General features: G+C 66.2%; 26 protein-coding genes. 10 read left to right on the forward strand and 16 right to left on the reverse strand.

The genetic code is table 11. The features are described from left to right. The first annotated feature begins 42 nt into the window (after positions 1-42). The 4 genes from scpC (at position 43) to ACODSM_RS00465 (ending at position 3436) form a co-directional block, all read left to right on the forward strand. Positions 43-1584, forward strand: coding sequence for a succinyl-CoA:acetate CoA-transferase ScpC (gene scpC / locus ACODSM_RS00450; protein WP_309827599.1), 1542 nt, complete (start codon positions 43-45; stop codon positions 1582-1584). Between the two features lie 221 nt (positions 1585-1805). Then, positions 1806-2669, forward strand: coding sequence for an ABC transporter substrate-binding protein (locus ACODSM_RS00455; RefSeq protein WP_488803960.1), 864 nt, complete (start codon positions 1806-1808; stop codon positions 2667-2669). 6 nt (positions 2670-2675) lie between these two features. Then, entirely contained in the window at positions 2676-2927 is a 252-nt protein-coding gene (locus ACODSM_RS00460) for a hypothetical protein (protein WP_488803961.1), read from the forward strand. An 86-nt stretch (positions 2928-3013) separates the two neighbouring features. Then, positions 3014-3436, forward strand: a complete 423-nt coding sequence (locus ACODSM_RS00465; RefSeq protein WP_015011965.1) for a hotdog fold thioesterase — start codon at positions 3014-3016, stop codon at positions 3434-3436. 199 nt (positions 3437-3635) lie between these two features. Here ACODSM_RS00465 and ACODSM_RS00470 read toward each other — a convergent pair whose 3' ends face one another. Both ACODSM_RS00470 and ACODSM_RS00475 read right to left on the reverse strand, forming a co-directional pair. Next, entirely contained in the window at positions 3636-4205 is a 570-nt protein-coding gene (locus tag ACODSM_RS00470) for a cob(I)yrinic acid a,c-diamide adenosyltransferase (protein ID WP_309827603.1), read from the reverse strand. A gap of 186 nt (positions 4206-4391) precedes the next feature. After that, complete coding sequence (locus ACODSM_RS00475) at positions 4392-4832, reverse strand: hypothetical protein (protein WP_295942699.1); 441 nt, start codon at positions 4830-4832, stop codon at positions 4392-4394. A gap of 331 nt (positions 4833-5163) precedes the next feature. On the opposite strand from ACODSM_RS00475, the gene ACODSM_RS00480 reads away from it, so the two are divergent. After that, entirely contained in the window at positions 5164-5532 is a 369-nt protein-coding gene (locus ACODSM_RS00480; protein WP_488803962.1) for an EF-hand domain-containing protein, read from the forward strand. 131 nt (positions 5533-5663) lie between these two features. Here ACODSM_RS00480 and ACODSM_RS00485 read toward each other — a convergent pair whose 3' ends face one another. From ACODSM_RS00485 to ACODSM_RS00530, 10 genes are all read right to left on the reverse strand, one after another. Further along, positions 5664-6458, reverse strand: a complete 795-nt coding sequence (locus ACODSM_RS00485) for an amino acid ABC transporter ATP-binding protein (protein WP_488803963.1) — start codon at positions 6456-6458, stop codon at positions 5664-5666. Further along, entirely contained in the window at positions 6442-7095 is a 654-nt protein-coding gene (locus ACODSM_RS00490; protein ID WP_488803964.1) for an amino acid ABC transporter permease, read from the reverse strand. The genes ACODSM_RS00485 and ACODSM_RS00490 overlap by 17 nt, the downstream gene beginning before the upstream one ends. A 6-nt stretch (positions 7096-7101) precedes the next feature. Continuing rightward, positions 7102-7776: an amino acid ABC transporter permease gene (locus tag ACODSM_RS00495; protein WP_488803965.1), complete on the reverse strand. Its 675-nt coding sequence runs from the start codon at positions 7774-7776 to the stop codon at positions 7102-7104. Positions 7777-7844: 68 nt separating this feature from the next. Then, positions 7845-8666, reverse strand: coding sequence for a transporter substrate-binding domain-containing protein (locus tag ACODSM_RS00500; RefSeq protein WP_309827613.1), 822 nt, complete (start codon positions 8664-8666; stop codon positions 7845-7847). Then, entirely contained in the window at positions 8663-9457 is a 795-nt protein-coding gene (locus ACODSM_RS00505) for a GntR family transcriptional regulator (RefSeq protein ID WP_488803966.1), read from the reverse strand. Before ACODSM_RS00505 ends, ACODSM_RS00500 begins: the two co-directional genes overlap by 4 nt. Before the next feature lie 269 nt (positions 9458-9726). Beyond that, on the reverse strand, positions 9727-10191 hold the full coding sequence (locus ACODSM_RS00510; protein ID WP_488803967.1) for a DUF2752 domain-containing protein: 465 nt from the start codon (positions 10189-10191) through the stop codon (positions 9727-9729). Further along, positions 10163-10735, reverse strand: a complete 573-nt coding sequence (locus ACODSM_RS00515; protein ID WP_015011955.1) for a hypothetical protein — start codon at positions 10733-10735, stop codon at positions 10163-10165. The genes ACODSM_RS00510 and ACODSM_RS00515 overlap by 29 nt, the downstream gene beginning before the upstream one ends. 109 nt (positions 10736-10844) lie before the next feature. Then, positions 10845-12353: a carboxylesterase/lipase family protein gene (locus ACODSM_RS00520; protein WP_488803968.1), complete on the reverse strand. Its 1509-nt coding sequence runs from the start codon at positions 12351-12353 to the stop codon at positions 10845-10847. Beyond that, positions 12350-13348: a Bug family tripartite tricarboxylate transporter substrate binding protein gene (locus tag ACODSM_RS00525; RefSeq protein ID WP_488803969.1), complete on the reverse strand. Its 999-nt coding sequence runs from the start codon at positions 13346-13348 to the stop codon at positions 12350-12352. Before ACODSM_RS00525 ends, ACODSM_RS00520 begins: the two co-directional genes overlap by 4 nt. A gap of 96 nt (positions 13349-13444) precedes the next feature. After that, positions 13445-14119 (reverse strand): TetR/AcrR family transcriptional regulator, encoded by a 675-nt coding sequence (locus ACODSM_RS00530; RefSeq protein ID WP_488803970.1) that lies wholly within the window; start codon positions 14117-14119, stop codon positions 13445-13447. Between the two features lie 170 nt (positions 14120-14289). On the opposite strand from ACODSM_RS00530, the gene ACODSM_RS00535 reads away from it, so the two are divergent. From ACODSM_RS00535 to ACODSM_RS00545, 3 genes are all read left to right on the forward strand, one after another. Then, complete coding sequence (locus ACODSM_RS00535) at positions 14290-15714, forward strand: FAD-binding oxidoreductase (RefSeq protein WP_488803971.1); 1425 nt, start codon at positions 14290-14292, stop codon at positions 15712-15714. A 118-nt stretch (positions 15715-15832) separates the two neighbouring features. Further along, complete coding sequence (locus ACODSM_RS00540) at positions 15833-16624, forward strand: hypothetical protein (RefSeq protein WP_488803972.1); 792 nt, start codon at positions 15833-15835, stop codon at positions 16622-16624. Positions 16625-16692: 68 nt separating this feature from the next. Beyond that, positions 16693-16998 carry a hypothetical protein gene (locus ACODSM_RS00545; RefSeq protein ID WP_488803973.1) on the forward strand — a complete coding sequence of 102 codons (306 nt, stop codon included), beginning with the start codon at positions 16693-16695 and terminating at the stop codon, positions 16996-16998. A gap of 142 nt (positions 16999-17140) precedes the next feature. Here the strand turns inward: ACODSM_RS00545 and ACODSM_RS00550 are convergent, their stop codons facing one another. After that, positions 17141-17497, reverse strand: a complete 357-nt coding sequence (locus ACODSM_RS00550; protein ID WP_488803974.1) for an antibiotic biosynthesis monooxygenase family protein — start codon at positions 17495-17497, stop codon at positions 17141-17143. After that, positions 17494-17838, reverse strand: a complete 345-nt coding sequence (locus ACODSM_RS00555; RefSeq protein WP_488803975.1) for an NIPSNAP family protein — start codon at positions 17836-17838, stop codon at positions 17494-17496. Before ACODSM_RS00555 ends, ACODSM_RS00550 begins: the two co-directional genes overlap by 4 nt. Positions 17839-17917: 79 nt before the next feature. Here ACODSM_RS00555 and ACODSM_RS00560 point away from each other — a divergent pair, with 79 nt between their 5' ends. Continuing rightward, positions 17918-18646: an ArsR/SmtB family transcription factor gene (locus ACODSM_RS00560; RefSeq protein WP_488803976.1), complete on the forward strand. Its 729-nt coding sequence runs from the start codon at positions 17918-17920 to the stop codon at positions 18644-18646. Then, positions 18640-18966 carry a YnfA family protein gene (locus tag ACODSM_RS00565; RefSeq protein WP_488803977.1) on the forward strand — a complete coding sequence of 109 codons (327 nt, stop codon included), beginning with the start codon at positions 18640-18642 and terminating at the stop codon, positions 18964-18966. Before ACODSM_RS00560 ends, ACODSM_RS00565 begins: the two co-directional genes overlap by 7 nt. 50 nt (positions 18967-19016) lie before the next feature. Here the strand turns inward: ACODSM_RS00565 and ACODSM_RS00570 are convergent, their stop codons facing one another. Further along, positions 19017-20606 carry an ABC transporter substrate-binding protein gene (locus ACODSM_RS00570; protein ID WP_488803978.1) on the reverse strand — a complete coding sequence of 530 codons (1590 nt, stop codon included), beginning with the start codon at positions 20604-20606 and terminating at the stop codon, positions 19017-19019. A gap of 165 nt (positions 20607-20771) precedes the next feature. Further along, complete coding sequence (locus ACODSM_RS00575; RefSeq protein ID WP_476016500.1) at positions 20772-21311, reverse strand: BON domain-containing protein; 540 nt, start codon at positions 21309-21311, stop codon at positions 20772-20774. Positions 21312-21407: the final 96 nt, after the last annotated feature.

The following is a 21407-nucleotide window of genomic DNA, read 5'->3' on the forward strand; positions in this document are numbered from 1 at the left end:
CTCACCGGGCGGGTGGCCTTTTTCTTTTTGCGGAGTTTGTTCATGTCCCTGGCCGATCGGGTGCTGTACCCCGACTTTCTCTCCCGCACCATGACCGCCGACGAGGCGGCCGCCCTGATCCCTGCCGGCGCCCATGTGGGCATGAGCGGATTCACCGGCGCGGGCTACCCCAAGGCCGTGCCCGGCGCGCTGGCGCGCCGCATCGAAAGCCTGAACGCACAGGGCCATGGCTTCAAGATCGGGCTGTGGACGGGCGCCAGCACCGCGCCGGAGCTGGACGGCGCGCTGGCCCAGGTGGACGGCATCGAGATGCGCCTGCCCTACCAGTCCGACCCCACGGTGCGCCGCCAGATCAATGCGGGGCAGATGCAGTATGTGGACATCCACCTGTCGCACGTGGCGCAGTTTGTGTGGTTTGGCTTTCTGGGCAAGCTGGATGTGGCGGTGGTCGAGGTGGCGGGCGTGTTGCCCGACGGGCGCCTGATCCCCTCGTCCTCGGTGGGCAACAACAAGACCTGGCTGGACCAGGCCGACAAGATCATTCTGGAGGTGAATGCCTGGCACAACCCGGGTCTGGAGGGCATGCACGACATCTACTACGGCACCGACCGGCCGCCACACCGCAAGCCCATCCCCATGACGCGGCCCGACGAGCGCATTGGCGAGCCCTACCTGCGCTGCGACCCGAACAAGGTGATTGCGGTGGTGATGACCAACCAGCCCGACCGCAACAGCGTGTACGCCGCGCCCGATGACACCTCCAACCGCATCGCGGGCCACATCATCGAGTTCCTGCAGCACGAGGTGAAAAAGGGCCGCCTGCCCAAAGACCTGCTGCCGCTGCAGTCGGGCGTGGGCAACATCGCCAACGCGGTGCTGGCCGGGCTGAACAACGGCCCGTTCGAGAACCTCACGGCCTACACCGAGGTGCTGCAGGACGGCATGCTGGACATGCTGCGCTCGGGCAAGCTGGCCAGCGCCTCGGCCACGGCGCTGTCGCTGAGCCCTGCAGCGATGCAGGACTTCAACGACCGCATCGACTACTACAAGCAGCGCATCGTGCTGCGCCCGCAGGAGATCAGCAACCACCCCGAGCTGATCCGCCGCATGGGCCTGATCGCGATGAACGGGATGATCGAGGCCGACATCTACGGCAACGTGAACTCCACGCATGTGATGGGTTCGGCCATCATGAACGGCATTGGCGGCTCGGGCGACTTTGCGCGCAACGCGTACCTGTCGATCTTCATGACGCCCTCGCTGGCCAAGAACGGCAGCATCTCGTGCATCGTGCCCATGGCCTCGCATGTGGACCACACCGAGCACGATGTGCAGATCCTCGTCACCGAGCAAGGCCTGGCCGACCTGCGCGGGCACTCGCCCTCGCAGCGCGCCGAAATCATCATCGACCGCTGCGCACACCCGGACTTCCGGCCCGCGCTGCACGACTACGTGGCCCGCGCCAAGCGCGGCGCCGTGGGTCAGCACACGCCGCACCTGCTGAACGAGGCGCTGTCGTGGCACCAGCGGTATGTGGAGACGGGCAGCATGCGCGCGCCTGCAGGCCCTGCCAGCGCGGGGTAAAGAGCGAAGGGCGTGATGGGCGTGAGAGGACGCGGCTCTCACCCCAGAGCCCGCAGGCCTTTGACAGCCAATTGCCAGCCTGGGCAGATAAAATCAGGGTTAACCCTAGGTTTAACGACCTCCCCTGTTCAACATCCACCAGCCCCTGCCCGGGGCTGGTGGCTTTTTTGCCTGCGAGTTTTTTTATATCCCTGCATCGCCGTCAGTTCACCCAATCCCTCGTGGCCGCCAGCGCCAGCCTGCTGTTCGCTCCCCTGTCGCGCGCCGTGGGCGTGCAAGACCCGATGGACGCCAAGAGCGTGACCATTGGCTGCTCGCTGGTTGCCACGGGCGCGCTGGCCAGCCTGGGCAAGGAACTCAAGCAGGGCCTGGACGCGGGCTTTGCGCAGGCCAACGCCAAGGGCATCCACGGCCGCGAGATCAAGCTGCTGGCCCTGGACGACGGCTACGACGCTGCGCGATCGGAAGACAACGTGCGCAAGCTGATTGCCGACGCCAACGTGGTGTCGCTGATCTCGTGCATGGGCACGGCCAACAACCAGCGCATCCTGCCGCTGGTGGATGAGGCGCAAATCCCCTATGTGGCCCCACAGAGCGGCGCCACATCGCTGCGCAAGGCCGAGTACCGCTCGGTGTTCCACGTGCGCGCGAGCTACACCGATGAAGCCCAGCGCCTGGCCCAAAAGCTGGTGTCCATGGGCATCACCGAGCTGGCCGTCGTGTACCAGGACACCGCCTTTGGCCGCGAGTTTCTGGCCGATGTGAGCAAGGCCATGGCGGCCGCCAAGCAGCCCGCGCCCAAGGCCTTCAAGCTCGACGCCCAAGGCGCCCAGGTGGCCGACGTGGTGGGCAAAGCCGTGGCCGCCAAGCCCAATGCGGTGCTGCTGGGCACGGCGGGCGACATCACCGCCACGCTGGTCAATGAGTTCAAGAAAGTCTCGCTCAGCACGCCGCTGGCCGCCACCAGTGTGGCGCTGTCGGGCGACAACCTGCGCCAGCTGGGCGGCAAGGCCTCGGGCATTGCACTGTCCATGGTGCTGCCCGATGCGGCCCGCACCAGCTATGCCGTGGTGCGCGACTACTAGAAGGCCATGCGCGCGCTGGGCTACCAAGAGTTCTCGGCCCGTAGCTTTGAAGGCTATGTGAACGCCCGCGTGCTGGCCGAAGGCCTGGAGCGCGCCGGCCGCGACCTGACCCGCGCCAAGCTGCGCAACGCCCTCGCAGGCATCCGCAGCAATGACCTGGGCGGCCTGTCCATCGACTACGCCAGCGGCGCGCCGTATGTGGGATCGCGCTTTCTGGACCTGGGGGTGATGGGCGCCAACGGGAAGTTTGTGGGCTGAGGCCAGACGCGTGCGGCACAGGGCGGCGCCACGGGCCTTGGCACAATCAGCGGCTTGCACTGACTTGGCCCTGCCCCGTGAACATCATGCCCATCTGGAAGAAACCCATCGACCTGGCCCTGCTGAAGGCCGCCAACCGCAACACCGCCGTAGAGCACCTGGGCATTGAATTTGTCGAGGTGGGTGACGACTTTCTGCGCGCCCGCGTGCCGGTGGACCACCGCACCATCCAGCCTTTTGGCCTGCTGCACGGCGGCGTCAGCGTGGTGCTGGCCGAGTCCATGGGCTCCACCGGCGCTTACTACGCCCTGCCCGAGGGCTACCGCGCCGTGGGACTGGACATCAACGCCAACCACCTGCGCTCTGCCACCAGCGGCTGGGTGACCGGCACGGCGAAGCCGGTGCACATCGGCCGCACCACGCATGTGTGGCACATCGATCTGCACAATGAAGCGGGTGAGCTGACCTGTGTGTCGCGCCTCACCATGGCGATCCTTGCCCCCCGGTAGGGGTCATCCCCCTGAGCGGCTTCGCCGCTTCCCCCTTCTCTCGCATCGCTAGCGCGCTCCGGGAAGGGGGACACCGCCAGCGCGGCGGGGCGGCCCTTGCGCGGCGGTCCTGGTCTGGCAACGCGCCCGTGGCAAAAGCTGGAGGTGTTTTTTGATGAAATCGGCCCCAAGCGCGAGATGAATATGCGCTGTCTGCTATCTATTCAGTAGCGTTCTGCTGCGCCAGGCGCTCGCTTTTCCAGTACACGTCATCCCCGCCATCCATGCGGTTGAGCACGCGGGCCAGCACGAACATCAGGTCGGAGAGGCGGTTGAGGTACTGGCGCGGCGCGTCGTTCAGGGCCTCTTCGTTGCCCAGAGCGACGACGGCGCGTTCGGCGCGGCGGGCCACGGTGCGGCAGATGTGGGCCTGGGATGCGGCGCGGGTACCCGCGGGCAGGATGAACTCCTGCAGGCGCGGCAACGCGGCGTTGTGGTGGGCCAGGGCGTCGTCCAGTGCCAACACCGCGTCGGCCTTGAGCAGTTCAAAGCCCGGAATCGACAGCTCGCCGCCCAGGTTGAACAGCTGGTGCTGCACCTCGACCAGCAAGGTGCGGACTTCATCGGGCAGGGGCTCGCACAGCAACAGGCCGATGTGCGAGTTGAGTTCATCCACATCGCCCATCGCATGAATGCGCAGGCTGTTTTTGGAGACGCGCTGGTTGTTGCCCAGGCCGGTGGTGCCGGCGTCGCCGGTGCGCGTGGCGATCTGTGAAAGTCGGTTGGCCATGTGAATGGATGCGGGTCAGCGAACGGAAGATGCCGGATTGTCCCCCGAGCGGCCATCCCCCTTTTGCCCGCACGGTCGAGACACCAAAGAAGCGCCCCTGCGCCGCGAGACGCAGGGGCGCTTGGGGGCGTGGAGAAGTTTCCCCACAGGTTTCCCCACAGTTGGCAGGCCAAGCCGCCACGATCATCAGTGGGTTGCCGGCGTGCGGTTCAGCTTGTCGATATCTGCCGTGGATACACCCGTGTTGGTGGGCTGCATCTGGTTCCAGGCCTGTGCGTGGTAAGCGTCCCATTCAGCGCGCGACACCATACCGTCGCCATTGGTGTCCATCAGCCGCGCGTTCACGCGCATGTCGGCCTTGGCAGCGGCCTTGCCGCCAGCTGCGCTGGGGTTGATCTCTGCCACGGGGGCTGCACGGCCATTGCCGGCAGCGGGGTCAGCGGGAGCCGCTGTGCTGCGGCTGGCGCGCTGGTCGACCTTGTTCTGGGCCGCAGAGGCTGCCACTCCGCCCGATGCCGTGGGATTCACTTCAGAGGGTGGGCGGGCCGTGTTGTTGGCAGGCGCCTGGGCCAGTGCGGCGGTGCAGGCGAAGGCAGCGAGTGCAGCGAGAACGGTTTGCTTTTGCATGGAATGGCTCCTTGGTGGAAGTTGAACAACAGCATCCCGGAGGACACATGCAGTCCATTGTTGGAAGGAGCGCGGGCAGAAGCTGTAGGACACGCGCGGGCCTGCCGGTCATCCCCTCATCGTCCCGGCACGTAGGGCGCAGCGCGGAACGAGGCCCTGGTTTGCGCCTACTTTTGGCTACATCCGCGGCGCGCCCAGACACAAAACACGGCCGCCGCGTTACACAGCGCAGGCAAATGTAGAGCGAGGCAACAGCAGGCAAGAGTGCTGGCGTGGGGCCGCTGGCTGCGGTGCAATGCAAGCCTGTTCAACTTCAAAGGAGCTTCGCTTCATGAAAGCACTGCAACGACGCAACTACTCGTTCGACACCCGCAGCGTGATGCTCTTCGCCGCGCTCTCCCTGGGGGGTGTGGGTGCCTTGCAGGCACAGACCTCCTTCTCTTCCTCTCCTCCCCAATTTGGCCCTGCGAGCAAGGGCACTGCGCAGTCAGGCTCAGGTTTTTCGGTGGGGCCCAGCAGTGGTGGCGTCTCCACCGCAGCGGCCGCCGCCTTTGACAAGGCCGACAGCAACAAGGACGGCCAGTTGAGCGCACAAGAGGCCGCTACGCTGCCCGCCATCAGCCAACGTTTCAAGGAAATCGATACGGACAAGAACGGATCGCTGTCCCGCACAGAATTCGACAAGGGGGTGGAGTCCTGACCCAGCCCCCCGCTTGCCTGCCATGAGCCAGAGGCCGGGGTGGGCGCAACTACCAAAGTGCAAAGCCTGCCCGCGCTGGAACTCCAGGGCGCGGGCAGGCCTTTGTGCGTACGAACCGCGACAGATCGATTTCAGTCGTGCAACGACGACAAGAACTGCTGCAGTTCCGGCGTCTGCGGGCAGCCAAACAGCTGAGCAGGTGTGCCTTGCTCGTGCACCCGCCCCTGGTGCATGAAGATCACACGGTCGCTCACCTTGCGGGCAAACGCCATCTCGTGCGTGACCATCATCAGCGTCATGCCTTCCTGCGCGAGTGACTCCACCACGCGCAGCACCTCGCCCACCAGTTCAGGGTCCAGCGCCGAGGTGATCTCGTCGCACAGCAGCACCTGCGGCTCCATGGCCAGGGCGCGCGCAATCGCCACGCGCTGCTGCTGGCCGCCCGAGAGCTGGTCGGGCATGGCGTCAAACTTTTCGGCCAGCCCCACGCGCGCCAGCAGCTGGCGCGCCTGCGCCTCGGCCGCCTTGGCATCGCGCGCCTTCACCAACGTGGGCGCGAGCATGATGTTGCGGCCCACGCTGAGGTGCGGAAACAGGTTGAAGCTCTGGAAGATCATGCCCACCTGCTGGCGCAGCGCGCGCATGGCCGTGGGGCTGTCGTGCAGCAGCTTTTGGCCGTTGACGCTGAGCGCGCCTTCCTGGAACTCTTCCAGCCCGTTCACGCAGCGCAGCAGCGTGCTCTTGCCCGAGCCGCTCTTGCCGATGATGGCAATCACCTCGCCGCGCTGCACCTTGAGGTCAATGCCCTTGAGCACTTCATTGCTGCCGTAGGACTTGCGCAGGGCGGTGATGTCCACGATGGGGGGCTCGCCCACCACGATGCCGTCGTGCGCGGGGACCGGGGTGGGTTCAACGGCGGTTGCCATGGAGTTTCCTTTCAAGCGATTGCGCCACCAGGCTCACGGGGAAGCACAGGGCAAAGTACAGCAGCGCCACGCAGGCGTAGACGAGGAAGGGCTGGTAGGTGGCGTTGGAGATCATGCTGCCCGCCTTGGTCAGCTCCACAAAGCCGATGACCGAGGCCAGTGCCGTGCCCTTGATCACCTGCACCAGAAAACCCACCGTGGGCGGCACCGCAATGCGCAAGGCCTGCGGCAGCACCACATGGCGCAGCTGCTCGCCAAAGTTGAGCGCCAGGCTCTGCGCGGCCTCCCACTGCCCTTTGGGAATGGAGGCCACACAGCCGCGCCAGATCTCGGTGAGGTAGGCGCTGGTGTAGAGCGTGAGCGCCACGGCAGCGGCCGTCCACGGCGAGGTCTTGATGCCGAACAGCGCAATGCCAAAGTACGCGAGGAACAGCTGCATGAGCAGCGGCGTGCCCTGGAACACCTGCACATAGGCGCCCACGGCGCGGTCCACGCCTCGCAGCTTGGACACGCGCAGTACCAGCAGCACCAGGCCCACCAGGCCACCACCGATGAAGGCGATGAGGGACAGGGACACCGTCCAGCGCGCTGCCAGCAGCAGGTTGCGCAGGATGTCCCACAGAGAGAACTCGACCATAGCGGCTTACCGCCCGACCAAGAAACGCGCCCCCACCCACATCAGCAGGCGGCGGGTCAACATGGACAGCACCAGGTACACGACAGTGGCCAGGATGAAGGCCTCGAATGCGCGGAAGGTGTTGCTGGAGATGAGGTTGGCGGCGTAGCTCAGCTCGGGCGTGGAGATCTGCCCGCACACGGCCGATCCCAGCATCACAATGATGATCTGGCTGACCATGGCGGGCCACACCTTTTGCAGCGCCGGCGGCAGCACCACACGGCGGAAGGTCTGGCCTGGCGTAAGCGCCAGGCTGTGTGCGGCCTCAATCTGGCCACGGGGCGTGGCCTCGATGCCCGCGCGGATGATCTCGGCCGAATAAGCGCCCAGGTTGATCACCATGGCCAGCACCGACGCGAACTCGGGCGAGAGCTTGAGCCCCAGCGCCGGCAGGCCAAAGAACAGGAAGAACAGCTGCACGATGAAGGGCGTGTTGCGCACCAGCTCCACATAGCTGGCCACGGCCCAGCGCAGCGCAGTGGGCCGGTGGCCCAGGTTGCGCGCACGCGCCCAGGCGCAGGCCGTGCCCAGCAGCAGGCCCAGCACGGTGCCCACAATGGCGAGGCCAATGGTCCAGACCACGCCGCGCACCAGCAACGGCCACGACGCGAGGACGGCAGAAAAATCGAGCGCAATCAGCATGCTTGTGCCCTGCGCCGCTTGTCGCGCCGCAGGCCCTTGAGTTTCAGTAATTCATCCTGTGCTCCACATCACAGGGGCAGGTCGCCCGCAGGGCGGCCCAGCCACTTGCTGGACAGCTTGTCGATGTCGCCCGACTTGCGCGCCTCGGCAATGATTTCATTCACGCGCAGGCGCAGCTTGTCTTCGCCCTTGGCCACGCCGATGAAGTTGGGGCTGTCCTTGAGCAGCAGCTTGTATTCGGTCTGCAGGTTGGGGTTTTTGACCATGATGGTGCCCGCCGTCGATGCACTGGTGGCAATGGCCTGCGTCTGGCCCGACACAAAGGCCGCAATGCTGGCGGCGTGGTCTTCAAAGCGCTTCAAGTCGACGCCGGGGGGCGCGACCTTGGCCAGCTCCTGGTCTTCCATCGCGCCGCGCGTCACGGCCACCGTCTTGCCCGCCAGGTCGGCAAAGCTCTTGATGTTCAGGCTCTTGCTCGCAAACACGGCCTGGAAGAACGGCGCGTAGGCGGCGGTGAAGTCGATCACCTTCTCGCGCTCGGGGTTCTTGCCCAGCGTGGAGATCACCAGGTCGGCCTTCTGCGTTTGCAGGTAGGGGATGCGGTTGGCGCTGGTCACGGGGATCAGCTCGACCTTCACGCCCAGCTTGGTACCGATGTAGTTGGCCATCTCCACGTCCAGCCCCTGGGGTTTGAGGTCCGTGCCGACAAAGCCGTAGGGCGGGTAGTCGGTGGGAATGGCGATCTTGATTTCCTTGGCCTTGAGGATGTTGTCCAGCGCGTTCTGCGCGTGGGCGGCAGGTGCCATCAGGGCCGCTGCGAGGCCGGTGGCGACAAGCACGCCCAGGGTCAGGCGGCGGGTGGACGAAGTGACGGTGCGGACGGTGGTCATAGCAGGGCTCCTAGGTAGGTGGATGGGTCGGCAGGTGCGTCTGGGTCAGACGCTGGGGGGATGGAACTGGGGGCTGCGCGGGGCTTGCGCGCGCGGACTGTTGGGGTGGCCTGAGCGGGGCTTTTGCGCACCGGCGCCAGCGCATCGCGTAGCCCGGCCAGCGGGTCACTGCTGGCCTGCAGGCGCAGGGCCGACTGCACGGTGCCGATGTGCTCGGACATGAGTGCCTCGGCGCCGGCAATGTCGCCCGCCTCCAGCGCCTCGACGATGCGCACATGGTCGGCGCAGCTCTGCGCCGCATCGTGCGATGACTGGTAGAGCATGGCGATGAGCGTGGTGCGCGCCGTGAAGTCACGCAGCGTGTCGGCCAGCAGGCTGTTGCCCAGGCATTCGGCCAGGCACACATGGAAGTCGCCCAGCAAAAAGCTGCGCATGCCCACATCGGTGCCGGCCAGCGCGGCTTTTTCGCGCTGCAGGTGGCTTTTGAGCTGGCGCAGCGCCGCTTTGTCCACCACCTTGAGCTGGTGCAGCAAACCCAGTTCGATCACGCGGCGCGCCTCGAAGGCCTCGCGCGCTTCGTCCTGCGAGGGCTCGATCACATACCAGCCGCGCCGGGCACTCACGGTGACGATGCCGCGTGTGGCCAGCCGCGTGAGCGCCTCGCGCACGATGGTGCGGCTGCAGTCGAACAGCATGGCCAGCTGCTGCTCGCCCAGGCGCGAGCCGGGCGCGAGCTTTTGCGCCATCACGGCTTCGATGATGCGGTTGCTGATCTCGGTGGCGGTGGTCATTGCCTGCGGTATCGCAGGTTCCGTGCCAACTGGTATACAAGCTCAATGCACCAGCCTGGCGCACGGAGGCTGTGCACCATGGGGGCGGCCTGCCCCGCAACGAGGCGCGGGGCTGCGCCAAGCCGACCCAAAGGGATGCTGGTGCATGGATGTGGTGCAGCCCCTGGCGCTGGCGGGCCACTAACTACGCACGGCGCCCTAACGGCCGCAGAAAGCTATCGCTTTTGCCTGTAGGGAAGCAACAAAGCCCCTCCGGGCGCAGCAAGCCGTTATACGAGTCCGGCCAGGCGCAAGACCCAGGACACCGCCAGCCCACCGCCCACTGCGGCCAACACCGCTGGGTGCCACCACGGCCAGCGCGCCACGCGGCGGCGGCCTTGGGCGCCTTCAACCACCGCCTGGCCCGCCAGCAGCACCAGCCACAGCAACAACACCAGCGCGCCCGGGCTGGCGGCCCAGGCGGCCGCCCAATCGCCCTGGACCAGGGCCGCACACGCGTGCGTGCCGCCGCACAGCGGGCAGGGCATGCCCGTCAGCGCGCGAAACCCGCAACCCAGACCCAGCCCACCCTGCCCCAGCCACGATGGCGTAGCAGCCATGGCCAGGGGCCAGCCCAGGCCGAACGCCAGCCGCAACCGCCGCGCGCTCCCGTCCAGCGGTTGCCAGGCGGGCGGGCTGCCCAGCGGCGCCACCGCGGGGCCGGGGTCAGAGGGGAGGCAGTGCGACCGGTTCATCGCCCACCAGCTGGCGTGCCATGTAGTAGGAGCCGATGGTGGACAGCGGTAGCGTCAGCAGCGCACCCACCCAGCACAGCAGGAAACCCAGCGAGCCCACGATGCCCAGCACCAGCGAGCAGAAGAAGGCCGAGCCCAAGTTCTTGGTCACGATGCTCCAGGCCTGGCTGAAAGCGGCCACACCGTCGCGCTCACCGCGCGCCACCAGAAACAACGCCACCGGGGGCAGCGCCATGATCAGCAGGCCGGGAATGAAACACAGCATGAAGCCCAGCGACACGACCAGCGAGCTGATGAGCCCCGCCACAAACGCGGGCACAAAGTCATCAAAGCCCCGAAAGACATCGCCGATCTGCACCGCTTCGCCGCGCGTCTCGCGCTCGATCATGCGCATGTAGCCCACCATCATGGGCCCGGCCAACAGGCCCGCGCTGATGCCGGCGACCACCATCACCAGCAAGGTGCAAACCACATGGGTGAGCACGTTTTTCTTGAAGGTGCCCCAGGCTCCCGACAGGCAATCTCCCACACTGGCTGAAGCCATGGCAATCCCTCTCTCTGTAGTTGGTTGGTCGCGCACAAGCGCCGGCCCAGTGTAGCGAGCCAGCTGCTGCTGTGGTACCCCCTGGCGAGGGGTCCCAGTGAGCGGATCGCTACAGCACGCCCTCCCACAGCGCGAACCGCTCAGGCTGCGTGTGGGGCGCACAGAACAGTGTCTTGCCCACATGCTGTACCGGCGGCTCTACGCCGGCATACGGCGCCCATCCAGGGTGGCCATCCCGCGCAAACGCCACCCAGCGCTGCTGAAGCGCCTCGGACAACGCAGCGGGCGGCGCGGGCCCTGCCAGCTCCTGCCCCGTGGGCGTGTGAAGATTGCCGAACACAAATGGCAGCTCCACACCGTGCGCTGCGCCCAAGCGCCCGCGCCACTGCGGCGAGGGCCAGGTGAACTCATAGCCATAGGCGCTGCGGGCCCAGCGGCTGGCCAGCGCGGCAATGCGCTGAGCGGGCACGCGGTAGTAGTAGTCGGACTGCAGCGCGCACAGCCACTCCCCGTGCGTCTGCTGCGCGGGCGGCAGCATGTGGCGCAGAGCTTCTGCGGCATCGGTGGTCAAGTCCACGTCCTGCGCAAAGGCATGGACCTGCGCCTCCGTCACCCGGTCGATGGCGCCGCCGGGCACGTGGTAAAGGCGCATCTCCTGCGCGTTGCTGCCCACCAGCACCTGCAGGTCGGGCGACTGGGCCGCCCACTGCTGCGCCAGCGCCTTCAGCGGTGGTGCAGTGAGCACTTGGCCATCAACCACGGGCCGCAGAGGAAAGAAGTTGCGCCCGCCCAGCCCGTGCTGTTGCCGCAGGGGCGGCTCGGACGCCAGCCGGTGCACGGCGTGCAGCACGGCGGTCTGCGGCGCTCCTGCAAATGCAGTCAGGGTGGGCTCCACCCCGGCCAGCGTGGCTACGGCACGGCGCGCGGCGGCGGCTTCCTCCAAGGTCTGGCAGGCCACGCTGGGGCTTTGCAGAATGGCGCGCTGGAACAACCCGCGCGACGCGGGCATGCCCATCAGGCAGGCCAGGGCCCCGGCACCGGCCGACTGACCAAACACCGTGGTGCGCGACACATCGCCGCCCCAGGCGTGGATATGGTCCCGCACCCACTGCAGTGCCAACATCAAGTCCAGCAGGCCGCGATTGGCAGGCGCAGCCTGCTCCTCGCCCTCGAAGTGCAAAAAACCGTCTATGCCCAGCCGGTACTGCACCGACACCAGCACCACGCCCCGCCGCGCCAGCGCCGCGCCGTCGTACAGGGGCTCGCTGGCCGCACCGCGAAAGAAGCCGCCGCCATGCACCCACACCATCACGGGCAGATGCGCACCAGGTTCAGCGGGCGGCGCCCACACGTTGACGGCCAGGCAGTCGTCGCCCCCCAGCATGGGCGCATCGGCACGCGCGGCGCGGGGCAGCTGCGGTGCCATGGGCGCGAACGCAGTGGCATCGCGCACGCCGGACCATGGCGAGGCAGGCACCGGCGCAGCAAAGCGCAGCGCGCCGCGTGGCGCCTGCGCGTAGGGCATGCCGCGGAAGACACGTACGCCCTCCTCCCACAGGCCGCGCAGCTGCCCGCCGTGGGCCAGCGTAACCCGGGGCTCCGCAGTGCCCACCGTCATTCGGTGGCCAAGCCCAGCTTGTCTATCAGTGGGCGCCACACGGCGGCATCGCGTGCCGCCCAGGTGCGCGCATCGGCCGGCGCGGTGGCAGTGAGCGTGACGTTCATCGCTTCGAGGCGGGACTTGTACTGCGCATCGCCGCCTCGGCATTTCTCTGTGGCGGCATTGAGCCGATTCAGCAGCTCGGGCGGCGTGCCGGCCTTGGCCACCACGGCAATCCACGCGGGCCGCGCCAGATCGCTGGCGGCGGGCAGGGCTTCGGCGATGGTGGGCACATCGGGCAGCAAGGGCGAGCGCTGCGCACCAAACAGCGCCAGAGGCACCAGCTTGCCCGCCTTGACCTGCGCGGCCGCCGTGCCAATCACCAGCGTCATCGCGTGGATCTGCTGGCCCATGAGCGCGGTGAGGCCCGCGCCTTCGCCCACAAAGGGCACATGGGTGCCCGGCACGCCCAGCTTCTCCACCAGCGCCGAAGTGAGCAGGTGCGCCGGGCTGCCCTTGCCCGGCGACCCGAAGTTGATACCGCCTGGTGTGGAGCGCGCCAGCTTCTGCAGATCCGCCAGACTGGCAATGCCCTGCCCCGCTGGCACGGCCAGCACCAGCGGTGACGTGCCCAACACAGCCACGCCGTCAAAGTCGCGCAACGGGTCGTAGGGCTGCTGCTTGTAGACGTAGGGCGTGATGGTCATCTGCGACATGCCGATGCTCAGCAGGTTGTAGCCATCGGCCGGCTGGGCCTTCAGGTAGTTGACGGCCAGGATGCCGTTGGCCCCGGGCTTGTTCTGCACCACCACGGGCTGGCCCAGCTCGCGCGCGGCGCAACCAGCCCACACGCGCGTCATCGCGTCCGAACCGCTGCCCGGCGGCTGCTGGGCGATGAGCTGGATGGGCTTGGCCGGGTAGGCTGCGGGCTGCTGTGCCAGGGCGCTGCCGGCCAGACAGGCGAGTGCGGCCAGTGCAACCGTGCGTGGAACGCGCGTGAATGCTGAGGTCATGGTGTGTCTCCTAGTGATTTTTTTCGATGGATGTACGCGTTGCGTGGCGTGCAGGCGGGAGATGCCGCACACCACAACAAGCAGACAAATGGGGGATCAGCGGCGGCGTGTGCGCGCCTTTGGAGGCGCTGCAGCGGCTTCGCACCGGGCGGCAATCCATTCGGCCAGGCAGTCCAGTTGCGCCTGCTGGGCAGCATCGGTCACTGCGGGCGGTGCGGGGGCAAACAACTGCAGCAGCCCGAGCCCGCGCAGCGACGACAGCACCAGGCCCAGCAGGCCATCGCGGTCGGGCTCTGCCGCCAGTTCGGGGAAGGCTTCAAAAAAGCCTTCGTGCATGCGCGCCTGCACGCTCTGGCGCAGCTCGGCAATGTGACCCAGCACCTCGGGCTGGTTGCGACAGCCCAGGTAGATGTTCCAGGCCACGATAAAGCGCGGCTGCGCATAGACCAGGCTCCACGCGGCATGCACAAACTTCGTAGCCCGTTCGCGCGCTGGCAACGCGGCGCTGGGCCAGAGTTCGCCCGAGCGCACGGTGGACTCGATCAGCTCGCTCAGCACATTCATCATCAGCACCGCCTTCGACTCGAAGTGGTGCTGCACCGCGCCCGAGGTCATGCCCGCTGACTTGGCCAGCTCGTGGATGGACATCTCCTCCAGGCTGCGGTGCTGGATCACGTCGATGGCCGTGGCGATCAGGTGCTGGCGGGTGGCGGCGCTGCGCTCGGCATGGGTGCGGCGCACCCCGGCCTTGGGGGAAACACGGTGGTTCATAGCGCTTTCACAATATACATTTCGAACGTAATGTATTTATGCAGACGCAGACCCACAAGCCCGTGAATACCCGCATCCCCACCCGGGCTCAAGATGGCCCAGCCAGGACCTGTCCACGGGGCCGAACCTAGAATGCTTCTCACTGACCGCACCCACCGGAGACACACACCATGAACGCCCCCACCGCTGCCGCCCACCTGCTGCCCGAAATCCAACTGCGCGACGTGCCCCAGACCCTCATCGATGCACTGCAGGCCCGCTTCGGCGCGCAGTGCTCGCTGGCCCAGGCCGTGCGCGAGCAGCACGGGCGCGACGAGGGCTCGCTGCAGGCCCCGCCGCCCAGCGCCGTGGTGTTTGCCGAAAGCACGCAGGACGTGGCCGACGCGGTCAAGCTGGCCAGCCAGTACGACGTGCCCGTGATCCCCTACGGCGCGGGCTCGTCGCTCGAAGGCCACCTGCTGGCCGTGCAGGGCGGCATCAGCATCGATGTGAGCCGCATGAACCAGGTGCTCAGCATCAACGCCGAAGACCTCACCGTGACGGTGCAGCCCGGCATCACGCGCAAGCAGCTCAACGAAGCGATCAAGGACACCGGCCTTTTCTTCCCCATCGACCCTGGCGCCGACGCAAGCATCGGCGGCATGAGCGCCACGCGCGCCAGCGGCACCAACGCTGTGCGCTACGGCACCATGCGTGAAAACGTGCTGGCGCTGGAGGTGGTGACCGCCAGCGGCGAGGTCATCCACACCGGCACCCGCGCCAAGAAAAGCAGCGCGGGCTACGACCTCACGCGCCTGATGGTGGGCAGCGAAGGCACGCTGGGCATCATGACCGAGATCACCGTGCGCCTGTACCCGCTGCCCGAAGCGGTGAGCGCCGCCATCTGCTCCTTCCCCAGCATCGAAGCGGCCGTGCGCACCACCATCCAGATCATCCAGATCGGCGTGCCGATTGCGCGCGTGGAACTCATCGACCACCACACCGTGCGCATGGTGAACGCGCACAGCAAGCTGACCCTGCGCGAGGAACCCATGCTGCTGATGGAGTTCCACGGCTCGCCCGCCAGCGTGAAAGAACAGGCCGAGATGGTGCAAGACATTGCCAGCGAATTTGGCGGCCAGGCCTTTGAATGGGCCAGCACGCCCGAAGAACGCACGCGCCTGTGGACCGCGCGGCACAACGCCTACTTTGCCGCCGTGCAAAGCCGCCCTGGCTGCCGCGCCATCAGCACCGACACCTGCGTGCCCATCAGCCGCCTGGCCGACTGCCTGCTCGAATCGGTGGACGAGGTCGAAGCCAGCGGCATCCCCTACTTCCTCGTGGGCCACGTGGGCGACGGCAACTTCCACTTCGGCTACCTCATCGACCCGAACAGCGCCGAGGAACGCACCAAGGCCGAAGCCATGAACCACACCCTGGTGGCCCGGGCCCTGAGCATGGGCGGCACCTGCACCGGTGAGCATGGTGTGGGCATCCACAAGATGGGCTTCTTGCTGGACGAAACCGGCACCGGCGCGGTGGACATGATGCGCGCCATCAAACGCGCGCTGGACCCGAAGAACATCCTGAATCCGGGCAAGATTTTTGCGATGTGAGGGCATGGGGCCGTCCCCCGGGACGGCGGAACCCATGGCCGATCGAGCCGCAAAAAGATGGCGGGGGTGCCACCGGGTGCATCTCCGTACCCATCAATGAACAACAAGAGAGGTCAACGTGGGTGCTTGGGGAGCGGGTCTCTTTGCCAACGACACAAGCTGTGATGTTCGCGACGACTATGTCCGGCACCTGACGCACGGACTCTCTGCCGAGGAGGCTTGCCAGAAGATCCTGGCCCAATACGGCGATCTGCTCACCAACACGGAAATCGCCTGCCTCGTGTACCTCGCCCTGGCCGACACCGCATGGCGCTATGGGCGACTGGATCAGGCACTGAAAGATAAGGCCCTTTCGCTGCTGCAGTCGGGTGGGGATGTCGATGTGTGGGAGCGGGATGCACCTGACGACGTCGCGTCGCGCCGCAAAACCCTCCAGGCACTGAAGGCCCGCCTCCACACGCCCCAACCGCCTGAAAAGCCGATCCAGGTTTCACAACCAAAACCAAAGAAGATCCGGACCACAGCCCCTGTGGGAACGGTTTTCTCTTTGGACCTGCCCCTGGGAGGCTCGGCCCTGCTGGTGCTGGTGGGGTTTGCGGAGCTGGAGAACAGCGTGGATCCCGTCTTTTCGGTCCTCGGCCAGCGCTTTGCCTCGCCATCAGAGATGCCCGCACAGATTACCGTGAGCGATGCGACGCTGGTGCTTTCAAAGACCTCTTATCAGCCCTATCAACACGTCGCCATTCTTCCCAAGGACGAAAGAAAGAACATACTTTCCGGGCTTGGCCAAACCAGTATCCCGGTGGCCGGCGCCATGCCTTACCAACGCGAGCGTACGGTGTGGTTGGCCCTGGGGCGCATTGCCAAAGAAATCGACGCGCACTTGGCTACCGAGCCTGCGCGTGCATAGCACCACGCCCCTGCCCCTGACGTGTGTTGCGTCCGTGCGAGCGCGTTTTGACAGTGCACAGAAAGCCTATGCCATTTGACATGTACGCCAACGACCAGCACGAAGCCATCCAGCACCAGGAAGAGTTCATCTTTGCGCTGGCCCAGGCCAACGCTCCTCAGTTCCCGGCACTTTCAGCGCTATGGGAGGCGTACTACGACGATCCCCGTATCTCATCCGCACAAGCCAACGCACTGTTGCATGAACTGATTGCGCTGCTGGCTATCAACGGCGGTAGCGCCAACAAGTCCCTGGTGAACACCGTCGTTCGTTTGTTGCCATTTTTCAGCATGGCCAGCCAAGGCGGTCATGAGATCAGAACGCAGAGTGACTGAGAAGATGTGCCCGCGCATCTAGAAAGCGCAGAAGCGGGCATGGAGTTGCGCCGGTCACCCGGTCTGCCGCTGCTGGACGAGTGCGGGGCGCTAACGTGAAGGTCACCAAGCGATTCATGTACTTTCGGCCGAATGCAACGATTTACGGCATGCCGGTTTCCAGCGTGGCGCGCGAATCCGGCGGCGCCTCTTCCCGGTCGTGCATGCCGTAGTCCCGTACCACAGCGGCCACACGCAAACGGTAGTCACGGAAAATGCTGGCGCGGCCCAGCCGCTGGGTGTGGCGGTGGGCTTCCATCTGCCGCCAACGGGCCACGGCTTCCTCGTCGCGCCAAAAGGACAGCGACAGCAGACGGCCTGGCTCGGTCAGGCTCTGAAAGCGCTCAATGGAAATGAAGCCATCCACTTGCTCCAGCAGCGGACGCAGTGCTGCAGCCGCTTGAAGGTAAGCGTCCTGCTGGCCGGGCGCTGGTTGAAATTCAAAGATCACGGCCATCATGCAGCAGGCTCCTGGCGGTGGGCGGGCAAGCCCAACGTGCCTTCCACCCCCTGCGTGAACGTGCGCTCCTCGCGCAAGATGAAGCGCTTGTCCTGCGCCAGCGCAAAGTTGGCGCGGCCTTCGGGGTCGGCGCGCAGGCGGACGCGGTAGGCCTCGTAGGCGGCCAGGGAGTCAAAGCCGACCAAACCCCAGGCCTCGTAGTTGCTGCCTTCGTGGGGCAGGAAGTAGCCCAGCAAATGGCCGCCGCAGCGGGGAATGATCAGGCCCCAGCGGCGCGCGTATTCGGCGAACAGCTCGCGCTGGAAGGGGTCGATTTCGTAGCGGATGAAGCAGGTGATCATGGTGTTCCAAAGTCTGGGGTTGGCAAGGCCTTCACGATAGGCGGTTGACGGGCAGAGATGGTTCGCCCAAGATCGAACCATGAAAGACGGCCCCCACATCGCGCGCATTGCCGCGCTCATTGGCGACAGCGCGCGCGCCGAAGTCCTCACCGCCCTGATGACGGACCGCGCGCTCACGGCCACCGAGCTGGCCGACATTGCAGGCGTGACCAAGCAGACCATCAGCGCCCACCTTGCCAAGCTGCTGGATGCGGGCCTGATCGCCGTGGAGAGCCAGGGCCGGCACCGCTACTTCCGGCTGGCAGACCGGGATGTGGCGCACTTGCTGGAGTCACTGATGAACGTGGCGTTTCGCGCCGGTGCCGTGCGGCTGCGCGCCAGCCCCCGGGAGCCTGCGCTGCGCCGCGCACGCATGTGCTACGACCACCTGGCGGGTGAGGTGGGCGTGCAGTTTTATGAAGCGCTGGTGCACCAGGGCATGCTGCAGGCCACACCCCAGGGCGCGGCCATCACGCCCGCTGGCGCGCAGTGGTTTGCGCATGTGGGTATCGACACCTCCACGCTGGCGCAGCAGCGGCGCATGGTGTGCCGCCCCTGCCTGGACTGGAGCGAGCGCCGCCACCACCTGGGGGGCGCCCTGGGCGCGGCGCTGCTGCAACGCCTCTTCGACGGGGGATGGGCCCAACGCGCACACGGCTCGCGCGTGGTGCACTTCACTCCCAAGGGCGAGCTGGCGCTGCGCCAGTGGCTGGCCACCCATTCGGATGCCGCGAACCCCAGCGCCGCACAAGGCCCCGGACCATGCTGAAAACATTGCTGCTTTTTATCGCCACGGCCCTCGCTGAAATCGTGGGCTGCTACCTGCCCTGGCTGTGGCTGAAGCAAGGCAAGCCGGCGTGGCTCCTGTTGCCTGCTGCAGCGAGCCTGGCGCTGTTTGCCTGGCTCTTGACGCTGCACGACACCGCTGGCGCAGGCCGCGTGTATGCGGCCTACGGCGGGGTCTATATCGGGGTGGCACTGGTATGGCTGTGGGCGGTAGATGGCATCCGCCCCACGCCGTGGGATGTGGCGGGAGTGCTAGTGGCGCTGGCCGGCATGGCGATCATCATGCTGCAACCTGCGCGCTGACGCAGACTTGCGCCGTGGGCCGGGCGCAGACCAGCACCTCAGGAAGCGACTCAGTTCACCTTGATCAAACGCCAGTCGATGCGGTTGTCCGGCCGCTGCACCAGCTCCACGTTTTTCTTCATGGCCCAGGCCAGCATCTGGTTGTGCAGCGGGATGTGGACCACATCATCGTTGTGCAGTTGCAGGCCTTCGGTCAGCAGGCGGTTGCGCACGGGCAGGTCGGTCTCGGTCTTCACGCGGTCCACGATGTAGTCCATGCGCTCGTTGCTGTAGCGGCCCAGGTTGTAGCTGCCATCGGCACCGGTGGTCTTGGTGCGTGCCAGCGACTGCAGGGTGTACAGCGCATCGAACGTGGGCACACCCCAGCTCAGCAGCGCAATACTGGCCTCGTGCCGCTGGGCCATGGGGTAGTAGCTCACGGCTGGCATGGTGCGCAGCTTGGCCTTGACGCCGATGCGTGACCACATGGCGGTGATCGCCTGGCACAGTTGCTCGTCCTGCACAATGGCGTTGTTGCTGCAGGCAAAGTCCACCTCAAAGCCATCGCTGTAGCCGGCCTGCGTCAGCAGCTCTTTGGCGGCATTGGGGTCGTAGGGCAGACGCTTGTCTACCGCGTCGGTCCACCCGTTGACCAGGGGCGACACCATCGCACCCGTGGGTTTGGACATGCCGCGCATGGTCACGCGCTGCAGTGTTGCGCCATCGATGGCCTGGTACAGCGCCTTGCGCACGCGCAGGTCCTTCAGCGGGTTCTTGCCCTTGATGTTGCTGCCGGGCAGCTCGTCGCGGAACTGGTCCATGGCCAGGTACACGGTGCGGTTCTCCACCATCTCCATGACCTTCAGCTGGGGGTTGGCCTTGAGGCGCCCCAGGTCCTGGATGCTGGTGTCGCGCACCATGTCCACCTCGCCAGACAGCAACGCGGCAATGCGCGTGGCCTCGGACTTGATGGGCAGGTAGGTGATCTCGGTCACGTTGCCTTCCGCCTTGCCCGCGTTCCACCAGCCCGGGTTTGCGGCAAACACGATCTTCTGGTCGGGCACCCATTCCTTGAGCACGAACGGGCCGGTGCCCATGGCATTGCGGTGCGAATAGGTTTCGTCCTTCGCCTTGATGTCCTTGGGCTCCACTGCGTTGTTCTTCTCGGCCCAGGCGTTGCTCATCACGCGCAGCTCGGTCAGCTGGTTGAGCAGCACGGGGTTGGGGTTCTTCAGAAAGATGTCGATGGTCTCGCCATCCACCTTGGCAATGCGGTCCATGCCCTGGGTGTAGATGGCGTAGGTGGACGTCCTGCTCATCGCGCGCTGCAGCGAATAGACCACATCGTCCGCCGTCATGGGCGAGCCGTCGCTGAACTTCACGCCCTGGCGCAGCTTGAAGCGCATCTGCGTGGGGCTGACCGGCTGCCACGACGTGGCCAGCAGCGGCTCCACCCTGAGCGTGCGGCTGTTGAACATCACCAGCGATTCATACACCGCCGCATGGATGCCGTTGCCCAGAGCGCTGTTCTGCGAATGGATGTCCATGGTCTGGATGTCACTGGAGCCGGACCACTTGAAGGGTTTGGCCGACACGGCGGGGGAAACAACGACTGCCAGGGCCAGGGTGGCTGCCGCTGGCAATGAAAACTTGAATGGCATGAAAACTCCCTCATCAATGAAGCGTTACGAACCGGCAATATGCAGCAGGACGCGCACCAGCCCAAGCGCTTGGCAAGCGGTGTGGTGCCGGTGATTCATCGCTGGCGCCAGGACCATCGCGCAATCACTGCGCCTGGGATACGCGCCGCCAACTGGCCGCGCATGTCACGGCTTTTGCGGCAAGGCCAGCGGGTACCGCGCCGCCGCTGCATCCGTCCCCACCTGCAGCAGGTTGATCACCCCCATCACATCGTCCACCAACCACACTGCCTTCTCCAGCGAGTCGGACTGCGCCTGCGACTGCACGCATCCCTTGAGCGTCACCAGCCGCCGCTCGCCCAGCACCCACACGCTGGTGTCGTCAAAGCGGCCGTCCTGCTGGATATAGCGCTGCACTCGCGGGATGATCTCGGCGTCGTACAGGTAGGAGTTGGGCAGGCGACAGCGCCCCACGCGATGACAACTGCCGCCATGTTGGGAGCGCACATGCGCTAGCTCGCGCACCTCGGCCTCGGTGTACAGCGGCCCCTCGGGCACAGGGCACTCGGCGATGGCATGGGTCACCTGAACGAAAGGGTCGTTGAAGGCGTTGGTGCGCGGCGGGCCATCGGCAGGGGCCTGGGCGGCGCCCCCTGCAGCGCACAGGGCCATGGCCGATCCGCCCAGCAGGGCACAAAGCGACCGATACGACGGATACAAGCGCATGGATGAATCCCCGGCTGCGGGCCAGCGCCGCAGGCGACGCCATCCTACGGGCGTGGTGTTCTGCAGTAAAGACAGACGCAGGTACGCAGAACGCGG

The organism is Acidovorax sp. FG42 (assembly GCF_057809195.1).

Coding starts and splice junctions, on each gene's coding strand:
- scpC (WP_309827599.1), top strand. CDS start 43: ATGTCCCTGGCCGATCGGGTGCTGTACCCCGACTTTCTCTCCCGCACC.
- ACODSM_RS00460 (WP_488803961.1), top strand. CDS start 2,676: ATGCGCGCGCTGGGCTACCAAGAGTTCTCGGCCCGTAGCTTTGAAGGC.
- ACODSM_RS00465 (WP_015011965.1), top strand. CDS start 3,014: ATGCCCATCTGGAAGAAACCCATCGACCTGGCCCTGCTGAAGGCCGCC.
- ACODSM_RS00470 (WP_309827603.1), bottom strand. CDS start 4,205: ATGGCCAACCGACTTTCACAGATCGCCACGCGCACCGGCGACGCCGGC.
- ACODSM_RS00475 (WP_295942699.1), bottom strand. CDS start 4,832: ATGCAAAAGCAAACCGTTCTCGCTGCACTCGCTGCCTTCGCCTGCACC.
- ACODSM_RS00480 (WP_488803962.1), top strand. CDS start 5,164: ATGAAAGCACTGCAACGACGCAACTACTCGTTCGACACCCGCAGCGTG.
- ACODSM_RS00485 (WP_488803963.1), bottom strand. CDS start 6,458: ATGGCAACCGCCGTTGAACCCACCCCGGTCCCCGCGCACGACGGCATC.
- ACODSM_RS00490 (WP_488803964.1), bottom strand. CDS start 7,095: ATGGTCGAGTTCTCTCTGTGGGACATCCTGCGCAACCTGCTGCTGGCA.
- ACODSM_RS00495 (WP_488803965.1), bottom strand. CDS start 7,776: ATGCTGATTGCGCTCGATTTTTCTGCCGTCCTCGCGTCGTGGCCGTTG.
- ACODSM_RS00500 (WP_309827613.1), bottom strand. CDS start 8,666: ATGACCACCGTCCGCACCGTCACTTCGTCCACCCGCCGCCTGACCCTG.
- ACODSM_RS00505 (WP_488803966.1), bottom strand. CDS start 9,457: ATGACCACCGCCACCGAGATCAGCAACCGCATCATCGAAGCCGTGATG.
- ACODSM_RS00510 (WP_488803967.1), bottom strand. CDS start 10,191: ATGAACCGGTCGCACTGCCTCCCCTCTGACCCCGGCCCCGCGGTGGCG.
- ACODSM_RS00515 (WP_015011955.1), bottom strand. CDS start 10,735: ATGGCTTCAGCCAGTGTGGGAGATTGCCTGTCGGGAGCCTGGGGCACC.
- ACODSM_RS00520 (WP_488803968.1), bottom strand. CDS start 12,353: ATGACGGTGGGCACTGCGGAGCCCCGGGTTACGCTGGCCCACGGCGGG.
- ACODSM_RS00525 (WP_488803969.1), bottom strand. CDS start 13,348: ATGACCTCAGCATTCACGCGCGTTCCACGCACGGTTGCACTGGCCGCA.
- ACODSM_RS00530 (WP_488803970.1), bottom strand. CDS start 14,119: ATGAACCACCGTGTTTCCCCCAAGGCCGGGGTGCGCCGCACCCATGCC.
- ACODSM_RS00535 (WP_488803971.1), top strand. CDS start 14,290: ATGAACGCCCCCACCGCTGCCGCCCACCTGCTGCCCGAAATCCAACTG.
- ACODSM_RS00545 (WP_488803973.1), top strand. CDS start 16,693: ATGCCATTTGACATGTACGCCAACGACCAGCACGAAGCCATCCAGCAC.
- ACODSM_RS00550 (WP_488803974.1), bottom strand. CDS start 17,497: ATGATGGCCGTGATCTTTGAATTTCAACCAGCGCCCGGCCAGCAGGAC.
- ACODSM_RS00555 (WP_488803975.1), bottom strand. CDS start 17,838: ATGATCACCTGCTTCATCCGCTACGAAATCGACCCCTTCCAGCGCGAG.
- ACODSM_RS00560 (WP_488803976.1), top strand. CDS start 17,918: ATGAAAGACGGCCCCCACATCGCGCGCATTGCCGCGCTCATTGGCGAC.
- ACODSM_RS00565 (WP_488803977.1), top strand. CDS start 18,640: ATGCTGAAAACATTGCTGCTTTTTATCGCCACGGCCCTCGCTGAAATC.
- ACODSM_RS00570 (WP_488803978.1), bottom strand. CDS start 20,606: ATGCCATTCAAGTTTTCATTGCCAGCGGCAGCCACCCTGGCCCTGGCA.
- ACODSM_RS00575 (WP_476016500.1), bottom strand. CDS start 21,311: ATGCGCTTGTATCCGTCGTATCGGTCGCTTTGTGCCCTGCTGGGCGGA.